The sequence below is a fragment of the Sporosarcina sp. GTC18466 genome, from assembly GCF_055389225.1.
The window spans coordinates 1450349-1467880 of sequence record NZ_AP044037.1 but is presented as its reverse complement, the minus strand read 5'-3'; the positions used below and the strand labels follow the sequence as shown (position 1 = coordinate 1467880).

The window sequence follows — 17532 nt, the reverse complement described above, 5'->3', positions numbered from 1 at the left end:
CGGGAATGGAATGGCGGTGCATCCTTGAAAATAGTGGATATCAACTGCGACTTCGGTGAGGATTTTGGTATTTACAAGACACATGACGCAGCCAAGTTGCTGGAATATGTAGACAGTGTTAATATCGCTTGCGGTTTCCATGCGAGCGATCCGAGCAATATGCGGCTTGCCGTGGAGGCGGCCGTGCAGCATGGCGTGAAGATCGGCGCCCATCCGGGATATCCGGATCTTGCCGGATTCGGAAGGCGGGAGATGGATTGCAGTCCTGACGAAGTATACGACTTGGTACTGTACCAGATCGGGGCATTAGATGCTTTTCTGAAGAAGTATGGTAAACGGTTACATCACGTGAAGCCGCATGGCGCCTTATATAACCGGGCTGCCGGGTGCCGGAAGACGTCCGAAGCCATCGCAAGTGCGGTACTGGATTACTCGGATGATCTGATCCTCTATGCGCTGGCCGGCAGCCTGACTGTCGAAGCGGCGAAGGCGAAAGGCGTCCGAGTCTGGGAGGAAGCGTTCGTGGACCGCACCTATGAAGAGGATGGCAAGCTGACGCCGCGGAAGATCCCGGGAAGTGTCATCAGGAATCCCGGCGAGGCCGCAGCGCAGTTCCTGGAGATGGTGATTGAATCGAAAGTGACGACGCGCTCGCGCACGGCTTATCCGATTGCGGCAGATACGTTCTGCATACATGGCGATAACGGGGCGGCTGTCGAAATTCTGGAGTCACTCCGGATAGTCAGGGAAAGCTTGTGATCTATTTCATTCAGAAGGAAGTGAGAGTATGGCAGAACAATCAATCCTGCAAGTGGATGAGCTGAAAGTGGGAGTGGTCGACGGAAAGCGGAAGACGCCCATCGTGGACGGCGTCTCGTTTGCGCTGAACGAAGGGGAGACACTTGGCATCGTCGGAGAGTCGGGATGCGGAAAGAGCATGACCTCCCTGTCGCTTATGGGACTGCTGCCGAAAGGGATCGAATACATAGACGGGCATATCCATCTGGGGAATTTGAATTTCGATAATTTCTCGAAGAAAGACTGGAGAGATATTCGCGGTAAGCAGATGTCAATGATCTTCCAGGAACCGATGAGCTCGCTGAACCCGGTGTATACAATCCGCAAACAGGTGCGCGAAATGATTCTGAGCCATAAGAAGGTCAGTCACAAAGAAGCGGATGCGCGCACGCTGGAAATGCTGAAGCTTGTCGGCATCCCGCGGCCGGATGAGGTTTTGGACAATTACCCGCATCAGCTGTCCGGCGGGATGCGGCAGCGCGTGATGATTGCACTTGCCCTCGTCAACGATCCGAAGATCCTGATTGCTGATGAGCCGACCACCGCGCTGGATGTGACGATCCAGGCGCAGATTCTGGAGCTGATGAAATCGCTGCAGGAACGGCTTCAGATGTCCATCATCCTGATTACACACGACTTAGGGGTCGTAGCGGAAATCTGTGACCGGGTGGTCGTCATGTATGCAGGGGAGATCATCGAGGAAGCAGGGACGCGCACGCTGTTCGACGAGCCGTTGCACCCGTACACAAAAGGGCTGCTCGCCTCTCTCCCATCTATCCATGAAGAAAAGGAGTATCTATCGAGCATACCGGGAACGGTTCCTGCTCCCGGCAGCATCGAAGAAGGATGCCGTTTCAGGGAGCGCTGTCCGTTCGCATTCGAGAAATGTGGCAAAACCCCTCCGGTGATCGCTCATCCAAATGGCAGCAAAGTCAGATGCTGGCTCTATGAAGAGGAGGGAGTGCAATGACGGGAACCCCTTTGTTGGAAGTGCAAGGACTGAAGAAGTATTTCCCTCAGCTGGGAGGCGTGACAGGCAGGAAAGTCCTCAATGAAGTGAAAGCAGTGGACGGTGTCTCTTTCACAATCAACGCAGGCGAGACCCTCGGCATCGTCGGTGAATCGGGGTGCGGAAAGAGTACGATGGGACGCTCGGTCCTCAAGCTGCTGCAACCGAGCGGAGGAAGGATCCTGTTTGAAGGGAAAGACATCACCGATCTGTCTCCTGGGGAGATGATTCCGTACCGCAAAGAGATGCAGATCATTTTCCAGGATCCGTTTTCATCACTGAATCCGCGGATGAAAGTTTTCCAGATCATTGAAGAGCCGCTGATCAATTTCGGTATCAAGGACAAGGCGGCCCGCCGGAAACGGGTCATTGAAGTTGCTGAACAGGTCGGCCTGACGAAAGAGCAGCTGCACCGGCTGCCCCATGAATTTTCAGGCGGACAGCGGCAGCGGATCGGCATTGCGAGGGCCTTGATTTCCAAGCCGAAACTCATCATCGCAGATGAGCCTGTATCGGCCCTCGACGTGTCCATCCAGTCACAGGTGCTCAACCTGATGCGAGATCTGCAGAAGGAATATGATCTTGCGTATCTGTTCATTTCGCATGATTTAAGTGTCGTCAAGCATTTCTGCGATAGGATTGGCGTCATGTACCTCGGGAAGATGGTGGAGCTGACGGATAAGAATAGTTTGTACAACCATCCGCTCCACCCGTATGCGCAGTCGCTGCTGTCGAGCCTGCCGAAATCCCATCCAGATGAAAAGAAGGAGCGGATCGTGCTGACAGGCGACGTGCCGAGCCCCTCGAATCCGCCGTCAGGCTGTACGTTCCATCCACGATGCTTTGCCTGCATGGAGGTCTGTAAAAAGGTGGAGCCTGCATTCTTTGAAGTGGAAAGCAATCACTTCACCGCCTGTCACCTGTATCCGGATTCAAGCGAATCAACAAATAAAGAAAAACAGAGGAGTGTCACCCATGTCTAATAGAAGAATCTCATTCATGCTGCTGCTTGCACTTGTCCTTGTACTGGGCGCTTGTTCGGGCGGAAGCAAAAAGACCGGCGGGGACGGCGATACGTCCAAAGTACCGGCGGATCCGGGAAAAAATCCTGCTTCTGATAAAGGGAACAGCATTGTGGTCGCCATTCCAACAGACCCGCAAAGTTGGGATCCGATAGATACATTTTTACTCGATTGGAGTTCTGTAGGATCTTCAATATTTGAAGGTCTGGTCGACAGAGATCTCGATCTTGAACTCAAGCCTGGCTTGGCGGAATCATGGGAATATGAAGATGACCTGACTCTTCGATTTAAGCTACGTGAAGGTGTGACATTCCATAATGACGAGCCATTCAATGCCGATGCTGTTAAGTTTACGTTTGATCGGCTGCTTGGTGATGAAGGAGCAAAAGGCCCTCAGCAAGCAAACTATACATCTATTGATTCGGTGGAAGTCATCAACGATTACGAAGTGGTTTTCCACTTGAATTCTCCTGACCCAGTGCTTTTGACAAAACTTGCCGGCTACGGGGCGATGATTGTACCGCCGAAATACGTTACAGAAAACACGGATGAATTTTTCAATGATAATCCTGTCGGAACAGGACCATTCAAAATGACAGAGTATAAGCGTGACCAGTACGCAAAGCTCGAAAAAAATGAGAACTACTGGAAAGATGGGCTGCCGAAGCTGGATGGTGTCACGTTCCGCTTCATCCCTGAAGCTTCAACGCGGCTTGCAGAATTGCAGACAGGCAAAGTCGATGTCATGAAACGCGTAGAGATTTCACAAGCGAAAACGGTGAAAGATTCTCCATATATCAACCTTGAAGAAGTCGGAACACCGACTGTATTCTCCCTCCGTTTTGATCCAGGACACGGTATAGTAGACGATAAGCTTGTGAGACAGGCATTGAACTATGCAGTGGACAAAGAGGCGATCATTGATGAGATACTTGACGGTTTCGGATCGCCGATCAGCACGTACCAGAGTGACCTCTCGTTCGGGAATAACCCTGACCTGAAGCCGTATCCTTATGATCCTGAGAAAGCGAAAGAGCTTCTTGCGGAAGCAGGCGTGCCTGCAGGGACGGAACTCGAGCTTTATGTCCCGGGCAACGACGGAAACTTCAAAGAGATCGCCCAGATCATTTCTTTCTACTTTGATGAGGTCGGGATCAAATTGAATATTAACAGTGCAGACCCGACGACATTGACTTCGGAGCTGATTCCTTCCGGAAAGGCCGGTCATATGTATCGCCAAGGCTGGGGCGGCTGGACGCTTGACTTTGACAATACGGCGTATCTGATGTATTCAGAAGGCGAACATTGGAACCCTTCCTTCAAGGATCCGAAAGTTGAAGAACTGCTGAAAGCGGAACGTTCTACTGTGGATCAGGAGGAGCGCGAGAAGATCTTCATGGAATTGACGGAGCTTCTCTATGACCTGGCCCCAGAAATTAATCTTTATCAAGAAGTGATGTTATACGGTGTCAATGAAAGGCTAGTAGACTTCCAGTCTCCGCACGAAGACCGCATCCGTCTTGAGGAAGTGTCTGTACAATAATTCAACATGGAGAGGCAGTATGGCCCTGCCGTACTGCCTCTCTTCCCATTCCAATGTGCTATTTCAGATTAAGGGGGATCACCGATGTTTTCCTACATACTACGCAGACTGATCCATATGGTGTTTGTAGTCTTTTTCATTTCATTACTGGTGTTTTTCTCAATCCGTTTAACCGGCAACCCTGCGGCAGTCATGTTTGGGGCCGGTGAACCGACAGCGGAAGCGATTGCCGCTTTGAACGCGAAGTTAGGATTGGACCAGCCGCTGTACGTCCAATACGGGCTGTTTCTGAAAGGGATGCTGACGTTCGATTTCGGCGAGTCGTTCAGAAGCGGAGCGAAAGTCTCTTCGCTGATCCTGGAAAGGGCCGGTGCCACTTTGTCCCTTGCCGTAGGCGGGTTAGTGGTGGCCGTCCTGATTGCCTTTCCGATCGGCATCCTGTCTGCGGTATACCGCGGGAAGTTTGTCGACTTCTTCGGCAGGATCTTCTCTTTGATCGGCATCTCCTTTCCGAACTTCTGGCTCGGGATCATGTTCATCCTCATCTTCTCTGTCACGCTGCAATGGCTTCCGGCGTCCGGCTATGAAGGATTCTCATCTCTCATCCTGCCGTCCGTTACGCTTGGCCTGATCCTGTCGGGAATTCTGGCAAGACTGATCCGCTCCTCGATGCTCGAGGTGCTGAACCAGCAATATATTTCCACCGCCAGGTCAAAGGGCATCAAAGAATGGAAAGTCATCGTCAAGCACGCGTTCCGGAATGCCTTGCTTCCGACCGTGACGTTTTTGGGCCTCCAGCTCGGCGGCCTGCTGGGCGGTACGGTCATCATTGAGCAAGTCTTTGCATGGCCGGGCATCGGCCGTCTCATCGTAGATGCCATCAACCAACGGGATTATCCGGTCATCCAGGGCGGCGTCATTTTCCTGGCGATGATCATGGTCCTCGTCAATTTGGTCGTCGATATCAGCTATTCATTTATTGATCCGAGAATAAAAGCAGGAAAGGCAGGGGAGTGATTTGCTACAAGTTGCTAAGCAGAAAAAGGCCACGCGCATGGAGCGCGCCTGGACATTCATCAAAAAGAACCCTACCGGTGTGCTGGGGATGATCCTGACCGCCGGGAGCATACTGGCTGCGGTTTTTGCATCTCTCATCAGCCCGTTCGACTATATGAAAGCCAACTTGAAAGACCGCCTGCTTCCCCCGTCCTGGGCCGACCCTCTGGGTGAGTCCGTCTATTTCCTGGGGTCTGACCAGGTCGGCCGGGATCTGCTCAGCCGGATCATACACGGAGCGCAGATCTCCCTTATGGTCGGTTTCATGGGCGTGCTTATCGCTCTCGTGATCGGCGTGTTCTTCGGCCTGATTTCCGGTTATTTCGGAAAATGGCTGGACGATCTGATCATGCGGGTCGCGGATATCCAGCTGGCCTTCCCGTTCATCCTGCTTGCCATCATTGTCATGAGCGTCATCGGCACGGGCATGTGGAAGATCATCCTCATTTTGGGGATTACATACTGGGTGGGGTTTGCCCGGCTGATCCGTGGCCAAGTCATCTCCTTGAAGGAACAGGAATATATCCAGGCAGCCAAAGCGATCGGCGGAAGCAATTTCACGATTATCCGCAAGCATGTGCTGCCGAATGTCCTTTCCTCCATTTTGGTGCTTGGAACGATGTATATCGCGGAATTTATCCTATTGGAAGCATCCCTCACCTTCCTCGGCCTCGGGGTCGATCCGACCATTCCATCGTGGGGCGGCATGCTGGCGGACAGCCGAAACTATACGACAACCGCATGGTGGACGGCGGTCTTCCCAGGCATCGCCATCATGCTGACGGTGTTAGGCTTCAATCTTCTCGGAGACTGGCTGCGGGACCGGTTTGATCCAAATCTAAAATTGTAGGTGATGGAGATGAACGAATGGATGGAAAAAATCTGGTCGACGGACGGTATCCTCGTCGATAAGAATGCAGATGGTGTCATCGACGGGATCTCTCTCTTCGTGGACCCGGAGAATGAATACTTTCCGCCTGGGCTGTTAGATTTTTTTGCAAGGGTCGGTCATGAGACGACGGCCCTCTCCTTCAATTTTTTTGAAGGAGCGAATCAGAACATGCGGCTGTCCTGGAAAAAGAGCGACTCTGCTGCTGTGGACGTGGACGGCAACAATATCCTGATCACCTATAGGACAGAAGACGAGCTGGATCACCTGCTGTCTGAGCTGGCAGAAAAAGGGGCTGTCTCGAGGCCGGATGCGCTGATTCCTGAAGTGAAGTGCCTGGGGGATGTTTGGACATTCGCGGGATTCGGCCGCAGCTTCGAGGCATCGCCGTACCTGGAACTCAGTCTCGGCGTTCATGCGGATAAAGGTCTGTCCATGAAGACAGGCATGGCTCTTTGTGAGCTGATTGCCCGCGCTTCCTTGCTGTCGACGCAGTTCGTCCTGCCGTGGCGTGATCGCAGGTCTGCCAAAGTGAGCCTGGCGATCGAGGAGACGGACCAAGACGCCGAACTGCAGCTGGCAGCTGACAACAGGCTCGTTCTATGCGGCAAGCGGGAGGAGATCCCCGGCTTGATCCGGGCAGTCAGCCGCGCCAGGCACTGGAGCGAAGGCGGCAGCTTCGGCTTATGGACAGAAGAATTGAAGCGCCAGGAATTTCAGGATGACGTCATGTTGGAATTTGAGTGGGAAGGACGCAGTGAGCAGGAACAGATCGAAGAAGTCCTCGAGCGATACAAAGGACGTATCGAAGAAGCCTCCATTTATATCTCGAAAGACCTGGCTGCACGGGAATCGCTGAAAAAGCAGTGGGCATCAGATTATGGACTTCGTTCCATCACGGTCCGCTCGGCATTTAAGACGGCATTTCATTGGCTGGAAGAGGAACTGATTCCTAAATTTCAGGCCGAGCCGTTTGAGAAGGTACTGATCTCCGTCAGGGAAGACGATTTGCCAAACGGACTGGAGCTTCCAATTCGCTGGATCCAGGAAATATATCCTGTCGATCTGCTGATCGAGCGGGAATGGCATATGGACCGGAATCGCGTCGTTTTTGATTGCACAACGGATCAGGAGGCGACGTACATCGTGTACGGAGAGAAGGACGGAATGCGGCTGGAAATCGGGAGGCTGGATGTGCCGGTCAAACGGATCGATTACGTGGATGGCGAGAACTATGCTTATCCTTCGACAGTGGCAGTCGAACTTTTGCTGACGGACGGCGGGCGGACCACGGAACTTTTTGACAGTTCTAGGGCATCCTTTTATTCCTTCTATCTGCAAGAGGTGCTCCCTGCTGTAAAACGCGAAGTCCAAGAGTACGAACCCGGTCAGGGTCATACGATCCCATTCTTCGACCGTATCGAAATCGATGTGTGGATGAAAGAAAGCGAGAGAAAGCTGGGCCTTGACGAAGAACGGGTGTCATCACTAGAGGCCTTGCACGAAGATCTGTACTTTAATACGCTCGACTACTTTGCCAAGTGGGGCGAGGAGGCGGAAGGCAAGCCGTTCTACGCGCCTGGCGGAGTCCTGCCGTTCATGCATTTGACCGAGGAAGACGAACCTAGGGCTGTTGTGAAAGTCTATCGGTTTGAGAACAAATCGATTCCCACTGTGCGTACAGACCGGATCCTCTTCGATCCGGTATTGGGACTGCAAAGCGTACATGCAGTGAGGGACGGCATAAGAATGACGATTCCGGTCCGGGATTACAAGGTGCATTCAGCGCATGTCCACCCCAGAGTGGAAGCATTCCTCAAAAAGTGCCCGTTCAAGGCGGTTGTCCCTGCCGAGTCGTTCCGCGGGATTCAGATTCCTGTCGTAGAATGCTATCTGCCGACTGACGAAGAGTTTGAATCCAGCCTCAAAATGACGCTGCAAAAGCCGACGGTCATACTGGAAGCCGGCCATCATTCGAATGAAGTATCGAGCACGTTCGCTGTCGTGGAACTGATGGAGAGTTTTACAGCGGAGCAGTTGAAGGCTGTCAATATTGTCGTCATCCCGCTTGCCAATGTGGACGGCTACCAGTTATTGAAACGGTTGATGGCGGAACATCCGGAGTGGAAGCATCATGCTGCACGGTTCAATGCGGTAGGTCTCGAATTCTCCTACGTGCGCTTCCAGGATTCAGTGTTCGGCGAAGGAAATGTTATGCCTGAACTGCTGCGCAAGTGGGCGCCTGATGTGATTGTCGATGACCACGGCATCCCTTCCCATGAATGGGTGCAACCGTTTGCGGGCTATAACAGCCCACCCCGGTTCCCGGTGTCCTACTTCTTGCCAAGCGCCAAAATGTACGGAATCGGCCGGGTGCCGCAGTCGGCAAGCTACCCGGTCCAGACCCTGAATTTCAAAGCGATCACAGAGGTGGTCAGTGACGAAATCGGGAAGACGCCTGTCGCTGAATTGAATAAATACTGGCGGGAGCGTTTCAAAAAGTATGGAAATGACTGGCTGCCGGATATATTCCTGCTAGAAGAAGCGGGGCATCTGAATTTTTATTATGAAGAGATCCACACAGGTCCGGATTCCTATTTCAGTATAGGGAGATACCCAGACTGGATTGCTGCAGATATCATCACAGAAGCCGCCGATGAAATCGTTTACGACGATGTCCTCGATTCCTGTGTCAACGCGCAGAAAGTATTTAATGCAGCCATCATTGAACAAGTGGCACAGTCGGGCAAGCGGCAGGCAGGAACTTGCCGCGAACGGCCGATGCAGCTGATCGATTCAATTGGACAAGGGGGAATGAACAGATGAAAGTTTTATTGACAGGCTTTGTCCCGTTCCTGGATAACCCGATCAATCCGACGGAGGAGGTCGTCAAAGCCATTGCGAAGGAAGGGGTCCCGGGGCTGGAGATCATGACTGAGATCTTGCCGGTGGATTTTAACCAGTCAGAAGCGGCAGTATTAGCCGCTATCGATCGGACAAAACCGGACGCGGTCATCATGCTGGGGCTCGCCGCAGGCCGGTTCAAGATTACACCGGAGCGGATTGCCATCAATGTAAAAGACGGAGAACCGGATAACAACGGATATACACCGCTGGATGAACCGATTGATCCGGACGGTCCGGATGGCATTCTGACGACGCTTCCGGTCAGAAAGATGGTCGACCGGCTGCAGGAAGAGGGACTGCCGGCAGAGATCTCAAACACCGCAGGAACTTATCTGTGCAACAATATCATGTACGCCGCCTTGAACAAAGCGCAAAAAGAGGGAAGGCCGTACAGAGCAGGATTTATCCACATCCCGGCTTCCCACGAATTGGCCTTGATTAATAAGCGCCTGCCGAGCTGGTCTTTGGAAGATCTGGTAAAAGGAGTGCGCATCTGCCTGCAGAATTTGTGATAAGAAAAGATAAAGGGGTCGCTCCAATAAATGGAACGGCCCCTTTCCTTTGTTTGCGAAGACTCTTCTTATCCATCATAGCATCACCTGAGGAGACAGATTGGAGTGAACCAATTCATAGGGATAGTATACTCTGTTCACTACGAAAACGTAAGATAGAAAAAGATGACGGGGGATGGGAACAGGATGAGGTTGCACAATCGAAATATACTCGATAGGAATGATATGGTGCTTTCTACCATGTTCAGGGAGGGGTATATATATACGATAGTAATTGGCAGACACAGCACAGTCGTTTTGGAAGGCTGGCCGGAAGAGATTTTGGATGCTACGGTGTGCCGCTACGATTCTAGTCTGCACAGCGCCAAGAAAGGTTCATGTGACATCCTTGGGGAAAATATCGAGTTGCCGCCAATTGTGGTCAATGAAAAGCTGGATATTTATATGTTCTCGACAGCTGCTGCCGCGAGTGAGAAATGCTTGTGGTTCGACCTGTATCATATCTCGGAGTTTGAAGCCTGCGGGAAAAGTACAAAGGTTTGGCTCTTGGACGGAAGCTATGTCACCGCGGACATTCCTCTATCTTCATTCAAGATGTGGTCTACTCGTGCCTGCACGCTACGCTGTGAAGTTCAGCACCGGACGCGGTGGATGCTGGAACAAGTGCGCCGGCCATGCGAACGAAATAGAACCACTCAACTAAAAGAGCGCATGGACCATACTATTCTGATCCGTCGTGATGGCCGTAAGAAAAAGGGGTGAGCTTGTCCCCTTGCTAATTGAATAACCACAACCTGCGATGTTTTCCGCAAACTGTGACCCCCTCCGATGAGAATAGGCAGTCACGACTTCAGTGGACTAATGTGTAAAAGAGCCAGTGGATTTTCCATGGGTAATCATTCCAAAACCTAGGGAATTGTGTTACTATAGTTTTAACAAACTTTTATATAGTATGAAAAAAGAACTAATTAAAGCTATAGAGGTGCATCTTCATGAACAAGGATGAATTGATTGCTTTACAGCAGAATGTGACTTTATTGCGGGCGGAAGGGAAATATAGAGAAACGATCGAACAGGGGCAGCTTTTGTTGGATGAAGGATTTCTGGCAGATGATCATAGGTCGATACTGACGGCATATATCAATATTACAGTGTCCTACTACTGCCTTGGTGATATATCAGAGGCGTTCAATACGATGGATCTGTTCCTCGAGCAGGTGACGGAGCATGGCGATGACGCAGACCAACTGAATGGGTTTAATGTTATGTTCCTGCTGTATGAGCATAACAAGGATTATGAAAAGGCGAAAGAGACGCTACGGAAGACGATTTCTCTTGGTCAGGAACTTGGCCATTTCAATATCGTCAGCAACGCGTATAGCAATTACAGTCATCTTTGTATAACAGTTGGCGATTTTCAAACAGCACTTGATAAAGCGTTGAAAGGGCTCGACACCGCTAAACAGCATGAGCCATACACACCTATCCTCTTATTCAGGGTGCAATTGAATGTCGCGAGTTCCTACATTGGCCTCCGGCAGTTCGAGAAGGCGGAACAGGTGATTGAAGAGATGAACAGATTGCCGCTTCACTCGTTCCCTCGAGAACAAGCCCAGTTCTTAGATTTGAAAGGGCGCTTTCTGACAGCTATCGGCAGACATGAAGATGCACTCCATGCGTATAGTGAATCGGTGGAAGCAGCGAAGGAACTGGGGGATACGAAACTCCTGAAAGACGTGCAGGAGAAGCGGATGGAACTTTGCCAATTGACCGGAGACGTTGAACTAGGCTATAAAGTACAGACAGAGTACATTAAATTGCTTCAGGATATTCGGGAACATGAGATAGCGATGACCGTCGCGAGAATGGAAGTGAAGCATAGTCTCGCTGAAATGGAACGGAAAGTCCACCTCGATTACTTGACGGGCCTCTACAATCGCAGGTACATGGAGACAGTTGCGGACGAATGGATGGATAAAGCCAAGGAATCCCGGGAAAACATCATCTGCATTGCGCTGGATCTCGATAATCTGAAGCTGATCAACGACACCTATGGCCATCTTATCGGGGACGATGTGATTAGGAAAATGGCGGACGCGTGCAAAAGCCGGCTTCGCAGCACAGATTTGATGGGACGGTTCGGAGGCGATGAATTCGTCATCTTCCTTCGTCGCATGACACTTGAAGATGGTCGCAAAAAAGCACAGCAGCTAAATGGAGCTATCCGGGAACTATGCATCGAGGCGGACGGCAGGCACCTGCCGATCACTTGCAGCATTGGCATCGCGGACAACCGGCATGGAGAGATTGCAACGTTCGAGGAGCTCTTCCATGAAGCGGACATGGCGCTGTATCAAGCCAAGCAGGCGGGGAAGAACCGGATTGAGTTGGCCGATAACTTAGAGTCAGGCCTTTTTGATATTAATTCGACTGTCTCGTCTACTATCTCCAGCAAGCAGGAGCGATGAGCGCTTTTCTGTTTGTTGTCACCCCGTCAGACCATTCGGCATCGAGCAGGATGAGGCGAATGTGTTCACATGGATTGAGAAACCGGGCTATGAAAAAAGCAACCTGCAACAGTGTCAAGGAGGACTAGGGGAACGCCTTGTGGTGCCAGGTACAGACATAGTGCGCAACGCAGCATCATTATGGCCGTACCCGTCATGAACCAGTACACCGACGGGCAGTTTAACCAGAGTATTTCGGCTTTACGGACAAGTACCTTGCAAACGAAGGGATCAAGGTCCTCGATAATGACATTGTCGATGGAATCGAGTGGCTGCCCGGGCATCAGCTAGAAAGGATGTACAGCATGCGGTCTATAATGTCAGAAACAACAGCCCGAAGAAGTGGATAGTGTTTATCGAGACGCTCGAAAAGGCGTTCAGCAAGGCGCTGGGCGAGATGTCGATTTTAGCAGGTGTATGAACCGAGCAAGCCAAGGATGTCTCTGCAACCTACGTGTCGAAAGATTAGGAGCGACAACTGCGCCGGTCAATCTGCTGGCAAACCACTTGGATGTCCGCGTGCGGCTAGTGTATGACAGGTTTTCTCCTGTGACAAATTTGCAGGGGATTCAGGCGAAGTTTGATAGTGATGTGTTTGTGACGAAGTATTGATAGAAAAAGCAGCCTGCTGTGGATCAGCAGGCTGTTTGGGTTTGTTGGGGGATAAGCTAGTGCCATCAGATTTCCTTCGTGGAAACTAGCTCATTGACCAAGAATTGGCCATCCACTTGTTTGACTAAAGTGACCGTCCGGAACTTTTTTGTAACTGTGCCGTCTGTACGGTGAATATCGAATTCATCAAGTGTGGTTACCCGATAGGTGCCATTCTGTAAATCCTCTACCTTCTCCAGTTCCAAGGAAAGCAACCGTTCCGTGATTCCCTTAGATTCAAGATAATCAATATAGTCTTTTGCCTCTTTCCTGCGTGGTCCCTCTTCCGTAATATAAGATTCTACGATAGAGAAGTCGCGCGCATTGATGGCCGCGACACTTTTTTCCGTGAAATGATACATGAACTCCTCTAATTCTTCTTCCAGCTTCTTGCTTTGAGCAGCTGCCACACGTTTTCCGGAAGGTGCGTAGACGACGCCAGCTCCATTCTTCTCATCTGTAATATCATAGTAGAAGTGATTCACCGATTCACAATTGGTTATCGCCCAGTTCGAGTCGCCTTCAGAATACTGAAGATCCGCTAGGCATGTATTGAATCCTTCCTCTAGCTCTGGTGCTTCCCCGAGATCATGGAAATCCGACTTGTAATGGAGTTCTGTGAGCACTCGGATTCCTTCTGGCGTCGGGAAGATCGTCTTCCTGTCAATGGCGGCCGAGTTGAAACTGCCGGTGAAGTAATATCCTTCTTGTTGATAGTCATCAATCATGCTCGCAAGCGACGATCGATAGTCTTTGGATACGGTCGTCAGTTTGTCTGCGGAGTGTTCCGCCAGCATTTTTGCATATTCATCCCCGTACAAAGCCAGGACAGAGAGGACATCATCAATCTGCTTCTCGTCCAGGATTGCTGGCTGTACCTCATTCCAATAGCCTTCGACTGGATAGGGATCGGAAAACATTTCTCCCCAAGGCAATTGGATGCCGACTTTTACAGTCTGTGATCCGTTCAATACAAGGGGGCCAATTTCTTCGGTTGTTCCTTCATCCTGGAAGGCGATCCGCGAGTCTCCGATTTGTATCCACGGGTTGAAGGCTGCGTATTGGTTCCAGTCCTGCATTTCAAAAGAGGCATTGCCAATGTCCAGCTCCGTCTGCAGCCAAACCGCATCACTGTCCGGGTCAGCCAGTATCAGCTCCTGAGTGGAGGAGGCGCTTCCATATTCACTTGCGAATTCTGCGGTCACCTGGTAAATACCCGGGGAGAAGGGACCTAGCATGGAAGCGCCATGACGATCCCTCCATGCCGGCATTTCACTTCCATCAATGTGAAAGCTGATACCATCCGTTTCTCCTGCGATTTCCGCATACTGGTCAATCACCTTGACGGCGTGCTTTGGATAGATTCCGAATGCCTTACCGTTTGGAACGACTTCGAAAAGCGTACGAAGAGCTGTCTTTTTCTCCTGCTTGGCCAGCCGCAGGAAAGATTCTGCTTCTTTGTTGCTAAGCGGCTGTGCATCTTCCCGCACGGTCACTTTACTTAGTTTCAAAGGGTCTTTTTCCACTAAGGCGTCATCAAAACGTTTTTGGACTGCCTCTTCGGAGTAGTATTGATTGGCCCATATGCTGAAGCCGATCACAAGTATAGCGACAAAGCCGATAAGTCCGTACAATACTTTTTTCTTCGTGGATAACGGCTGTCTAGGCGCTGATTGGGGTTCTGACCCAGGAGCCGCCACGGGGAGCCGCACGCCGCATTCTGTGCAGATGATATCTTGCGCATCTGCCGGTTTCCCGCATTCTGTACAAAATCGTTTCATTTATCATCTGTCTCCCATCCGTTAATCAATTATCCCTTCCAGTTAGTCCGTAAAATACAGGTGAACTGGTGAAATAATTTCAAAACCGCCTAGGGTGCCAGGCGGTTTCTCTAGTATTATAGGTAACTCATTAATTCCCCAAGGAACGAGTCCATCATGAACAGCCCGACGATTGCCCCGAGGACAACTGTGACGACCATATAGAACAAGTAGGCATAAAAGCTGTCAAGCCCTTTGGATTTCAAGCTCAGCTGCCGGATCATCACGAAAATCGGAATGACACCGAACGCAATGGCTACCCCAAGGTAAATGAGAAGGGAGGCAACCGTGTATGATTTTAAGAGTCCGAGCAGAACGCCTGCAAGTGATAGGACGATCGGCAACCCGTAGTACCCGCCAAACTTTGTGATCACATCGGTGAACTTCAAATTTTCCGAGAATAACTTCGATGTCAGGAACACAGCGACAGCACTGATTCCGATCATGATCAGGAAGACGAGTGCTCCGTAGAAGAATACTTGGAAGAAAGATGGTCCCATATCCATATATCCGAGGATGGAGTTCCCTATGATACTCTTGATTAGTGTATAGAGGGCGATTGCGGTCAATATTACATACAGAGCAATGCTGATGAAGCTATTCTTTTGATCTGACGGAACAGAAGGTGTCTTCAGCTGCTGCATGAAATATGAGAAATACGCCCGTGACTCACGTTTGAGCTTGTCGATCTGTTCACTGTTTTGCACAGGAGGCGCTGGCTGTACTGGCTGCGCTTGCTGGACTGAAGCTGCCGATTCAAGATCTGGCGGAGTCGCTGCATGCGGCTGGCCTGCCATCCTTCCTCCGCATTTCCCACAAAAATTCCCGTCGTTCTGCGTGTGGCCGCATGTTTCACAAGATTTCATAGTAGACATTCTCCTTTGAATCAGTATTTTGTTTTCTTTGTATCCAAGTCGGTGATCTTTTCGATAAAGATTTCATCGCCTCTATAAGTGAATACATACTCTTTCGTCCGCTCATAATGAAGGGCCCCATCCGTGTTGGACGAGAAATTGAACGTCTCGAGTGATCTCAGCACATATTCATCGGCGGAAACCGCCTCGACCGAGGTAATATCATTGAGCAAGAAGTCATAGGAATAGCCGGGTATCTCGTTATGATCGACGACGAACTTCGCATAATCTTTTTTAATCTTGCTCCCGTCTTCAAAGTAATCGTCGATATAGCGGAAGTCCGCATAGTAGATCGCTGTTGAAAAGTCAGAACGGAATTGTCTGTAAACATCCTGGACCTGTTCTTTCCGCTCCGTCAATCTCTGCTCCTGCCGGAAATGCTCGAAAGGGAGGTAGATGGAATCGCTGGATAACTGGAGGATATCCGACTTCACTTCGTTTCCATCTTTGTCCTTGGATACCGCAAAGATCTCTAGGTCAGGATTGATCTGCGCAGGGAAGAGAACGTCCAGCTCGCTGACTGTCTTTCCGGTCGATTTGCCGCCGACGTACACAATGGCATCTTCCACGTCAGAGGCGACTGCAATGCTGGTGAAATTCCAATCGACATCTACCAGAACCGAGTTGTCATAATTGTTGCGGATGACAGTAGAACCCTTTCCGGCAACCGGCATCACCCCATCTTTATACAAGTAGGACCATTCGTATGTACCAGGGATGTAATCGCCGATATACATCTCTTCATCTTCCTGCCCGCTGACTACTTCATTTCCGTCAAAGGTGAATGCCATGCCGGCATAAGGGGCCTGGATCCATACTTCAGTAGGGATGACCGTGAACGTGACGTCATGGTATAAGCCGAAAAGAATAGGATTTTTATGCAGGGAGATGAATTCCCCTTCGTTATAAATAATATCGGTATGCTCTTTCCTCTTGATCTTCTCGACTTCCTCGGTCAGCTCCCTTCGGAGATTCGTCCAGCCATGCTCGTTGATGGCCGCATAGAAGTTGGGGGCATCCGCCACGGTCCCTTTCTTGAAATGGAAAGCACGGAAGAAGGCCTCTTTGTCCTGGTTGTTGTACGCCTCGTTCATCGCTTCGATTTTGTTAGCTGGATCGTAATGATTGCTCAAGAACAGGTGGGTGATGATAGCTGCGATGGCAACAAGGCCTGCTGCCGATAAAAGGATCTTCTGCAAGAGCCCCATCGGTTTGCGGGGTTTCTTAGGTGTTGGTGCAGGTGCTGGCTGTGCTGCAGGTGGCGGCGCTGAATGAGAAATGGGAACGCTTTCATCCTGAAGAGCCTGCCCGCAGTTTGTGCAGAAGCCGGTATCCTTCTTGTTTTGCTGACCACAATTTTTGCAAAACAGCATGATGTATACTCCTTTCTAAATTGTTAAATTCCAGTATACAAGATATGGGATAGGAATAATAGAGTGAGTATATTAGATTATTTGTCAAGGTGGTTTTGATTCAATATATCTATAAGTATTGAGGATGATTCTTCTTGTATAAAACAATTGTTATGCATAGATATGCTTAGATATGAAGGGGAGTGTGAGCGTGTATTGTGGGGATTAGAGTGTAATTTGATTCAGCTTGCCAGCGCTATACCATCTTAGTAATAGCAAGAGTAGAATATGCAGGTTCAGGACTGTACTTAGCAAGTTTGAACTATCTCATAAAAGTATTAAGTACTGTGCATGAATTTTCCGTGGGGAATCATCCAGAAATCTATGCAATTGTGTTACTGTAATTTTAAAAATTCATTAAAGTATTGAGGTGCATCTTCATGAATAAAGTTGAATTGATTGCTTTACAGCAGAATGTGACTTGATTGTGAGCGGAAGATAAATACAAAGAAACGATCAGACAGGGGAAGTTTTGTTGGATGAAGGATTTCT

General features: G+C 50.1%; 15 protein-coding genes. 12 read left to right on the top strand and 3 right to left on the bottom strand.

Features of this window, described 5'->3' with window-relative positions; translation table 11 throughout:
* The first annotated feature begins 33 nt into the window (after positions 1-33).
* From ACZ5FK_RS07100 to ACZ5FK_RS07045, 12 genes are all read left to right on the top strand, one after another.
* On the top strand, positions 34-759 hold the full coding sequence (locus ACZ5FK_RS07100) for a 5-oxoprolinase subunit PxpA (RefSeq protein ID WP_464807394.1): 726 nt from the start codon (positions 34-36) through the stop codon (positions 757-759).
* A 28-nt stretch (positions 760-787) separates the two neighbouring features.
* Positions 788-1768, top strand: a complete 981-nt coding sequence (locus tag ACZ5FK_RS07095; RefSeq protein ID WP_464807196.1) for an ABC transporter ATP-binding protein — start codon at positions 788-790, stop codon at positions 1766-1768.
* The gene (locus tag ACZ5FK_RS07090; RefSeq protein ID WP_464807195.1) at positions 1765-2790 is read left to right on the top strand and encodes an ABC transporter ATP-binding protein; all 1026 of its coding nucleotides are present in this window, start codon (positions 1765-1767) and stop codon (positions 2788-2790) included. Before ACZ5FK_RS07095 ends, ACZ5FK_RS07090 begins: the two co-directional genes overlap by 4 nt.
* Positions 2783-4372: an ABC transporter substrate-binding protein gene (locus ACZ5FK_RS07085; RefSeq protein WP_464807194.1), complete on the top strand. Its 1590-nt coding sequence runs from the start codon at positions 2783-2785 to the stop codon at positions 4370-4372. Before ACZ5FK_RS07090 ends, ACZ5FK_RS07085 begins: the two co-directional genes overlap by 8 nt.
* An 84-nt stretch (positions 4373-4456) precedes the next feature.
* Positions 4457-5389 carry a nickel ABC transporter permease gene (gene nikB, locus ACZ5FK_RS07080; RefSeq protein ID WP_464807193.1) on the top strand — a complete coding sequence of 311 codons (933 nt, stop codon included), beginning with the start codon at positions 4457-4459 and terminating at the stop codon, positions 5387-5389.
* 37 nt (positions 5390-5426) lie between these two features.
* Complete coding sequence (locus tag ACZ5FK_RS07075) at positions 5427-6278, top strand: ABC transporter permease (RefSeq protein WP_464807393.1); 852 nt, start codon at positions 5427-5429, stop codon at positions 6276-6278.
* A gap of 9 nt (positions 6279-6287) precedes the next feature.
* Positions 6288-9143 (top strand): M14 family metallopeptidase, encoded by a 2856-nt coding sequence (locus ACZ5FK_RS07070; protein ID WP_464807192.1) that lies wholly within the window; start codon positions 6288-6290, stop codon positions 9141-9143.
* The gene (gene pcp, locus ACZ5FK_RS07065) at positions 9140-9736 is read left to right on the top strand and encodes a pyroglutamyl-peptidase I (RefSeq protein WP_464807191.1); all 597 of its coding nucleotides are present in this window, start codon (positions 9140-9142) and stop codon (positions 9734-9736) included. The genes ACZ5FK_RS07070 and pcp overlap by 4 nt, the downstream gene beginning before the upstream one ends.
* Positions 9737-9922: 186 nt before the next feature.
* Positions 9923-10498: a competence protein ComK gene (locus tag ACZ5FK_RS07060; RefSeq protein WP_464807190.1), complete on the top strand. Its 576-nt coding sequence runs from the start codon at positions 9923-9925 to the stop codon at positions 10496-10498.
* A 230-nt stretch (positions 10499-10728) separates the two neighbouring features.
* Complete coding sequence (locus ACZ5FK_RS07055; protein WP_464807189.1) at positions 10729-12204, top strand: tetratricopeptide repeat-containing diguanylate cyclase; 1476 nt, start codon at positions 10729-10731, stop codon at positions 12202-12204.
* Positions 12205-12511: 307 nt separating this feature from the next.
* The gene (locus ACZ5FK_RS07050) at positions 12512-12664 is read left to right on the top strand and encodes a hypothetical protein (protein WP_464807188.1); all 153 of its coding nucleotides are present in this window, start codon (positions 12512-12514) and stop codon (positions 12662-12664) included.
* A complete protein-coding gene (locus tag ACZ5FK_RS07045) occupies positions 12661-12855 on the top strand; it encodes a hypothetical protein (protein WP_464807187.1) in 195 nt (64 codons plus the stop codon). The genes ACZ5FK_RS07050 and ACZ5FK_RS07045 overlap by 4 nt, the downstream gene beginning before the upstream one ends.
* 65 nt (positions 12856-12920) lie before the next feature.
* Here the strand turns inward: ACZ5FK_RS07045 and ACZ5FK_RS07040 are convergent, their stop codons facing one another.
* The 3 genes from ACZ5FK_RS07040 to ACZ5FK_RS07030 form a co-directional block, all read right to left on the bottom strand.
* Positions 12921-14675: a TcaA NTF2-like domain-containing protein gene (locus tag ACZ5FK_RS07040; RefSeq protein ID WP_464807186.1), complete on the bottom strand. Its 1755-nt coding sequence runs from the start codon at positions 14673-14675 to the stop codon at positions 12921-12923.
* Between the two features lie 116 nt (positions 14676-14791).
* Complete coding sequence (locus tag ACZ5FK_RS07035; RefSeq protein WP_464807185.1) at positions 14792-15580, bottom strand: hypothetical protein; 789 nt, start codon at positions 15578-15580, stop codon at positions 14792-14794.
* A gap of 20 nt (positions 15581-15600) precedes the next feature.
* Positions 15601-17001 (bottom strand): TcaA NTF2-like domain-containing protein, encoded by a 1401-nt coding sequence (locus tag ACZ5FK_RS07030; RefSeq protein WP_464807184.1) that lies wholly within the window; start codon positions 16999-17001, stop codon positions 15601-15603.
* Positions 17002-17532: the final 531 nt, after the last annotated feature.

Coding starts and splice junctions, on each gene's coding strand:
- ACZ5FK_RS07095 (WP_464807196.1), top strand. CDS start 788: ATGGCAGAACAATCAATCCTGCAAGTGGATGAGCTGAAAGTGGGAGTG.
- ACZ5FK_RS07090 (WP_464807195.1), top strand. CDS start 1,765: ATGACGGGAACCCCTTTGTTGGAAGTGCAAGGACTGAAGAAGTATTTC.
- ACZ5FK_RS07085 (WP_464807194.1), top strand. CDS start 2,783: ATGTCTAATAGAAGAATCTCATTCATGCTGCTGCTTGCACTTGTCCTT.
- nikB (WP_464807193.1), top strand. CDS start 4,457: ATGTTTTCCTACATACTACGCAGACTGATCCATATGGTGTTTGTAGTC.
- ACZ5FK_RS07075 (WP_464807393.1), top strand. CDS start 5,427: ATGGAGCGCGCCTGGACATTCATCAAAAAGAACCCTACCGGTGTGCTG.
- ACZ5FK_RS07070 (WP_464807192.1), top strand. CDS start 6,288: ATGAACGAATGGATGGAAAAAATCTGGTCGACGGACGGTATCCTCGTC.
- pcp (WP_464807191.1), top strand. CDS start 9,140: ATGAAAGTTTTATTGACAGGCTTTGTCCCGTTCCTGGATAACCCGATC.
- ACZ5FK_RS07060 (WP_464807190.1), top strand. CDS start 9,923: ATGAGGTTGCACAATCGAAATATACTCGATAGGAATGATATGGTGCTT.
- ACZ5FK_RS07055 (WP_464807189.1), top strand. CDS start 10,729: ATGAACAAGGATGAATTGATTGCTTTACAGCAGAATGTGACTTTATTG.
- ACZ5FK_RS07045 (WP_464807187.1), top strand. CDS start 12,661: ATGAACCGAGCAAGCCAAGGATGTCTCTGCAACCTACGTGTCGAAAGA.
- ACZ5FK_RS07040 (WP_464807186.1), bottom strand. CDS start 14,675: ATGAAACGATTTTGTACAGAATGCGGGAAACCGGCAGATGCGCAAGAT.
- ACZ5FK_RS07035 (WP_464807185.1), bottom strand. CDS start 15,580: ATGAAATCTTGTGAAACATGCGGCCACACGCAGAACGACGGGAATTTT.
- ACZ5FK_RS07030 (WP_464807184.1), bottom strand. CDS start 17,001: ATGCTGTTTTGCAAAAATTGTGGTCAGCAAAACAAGAAGGATACCGGC.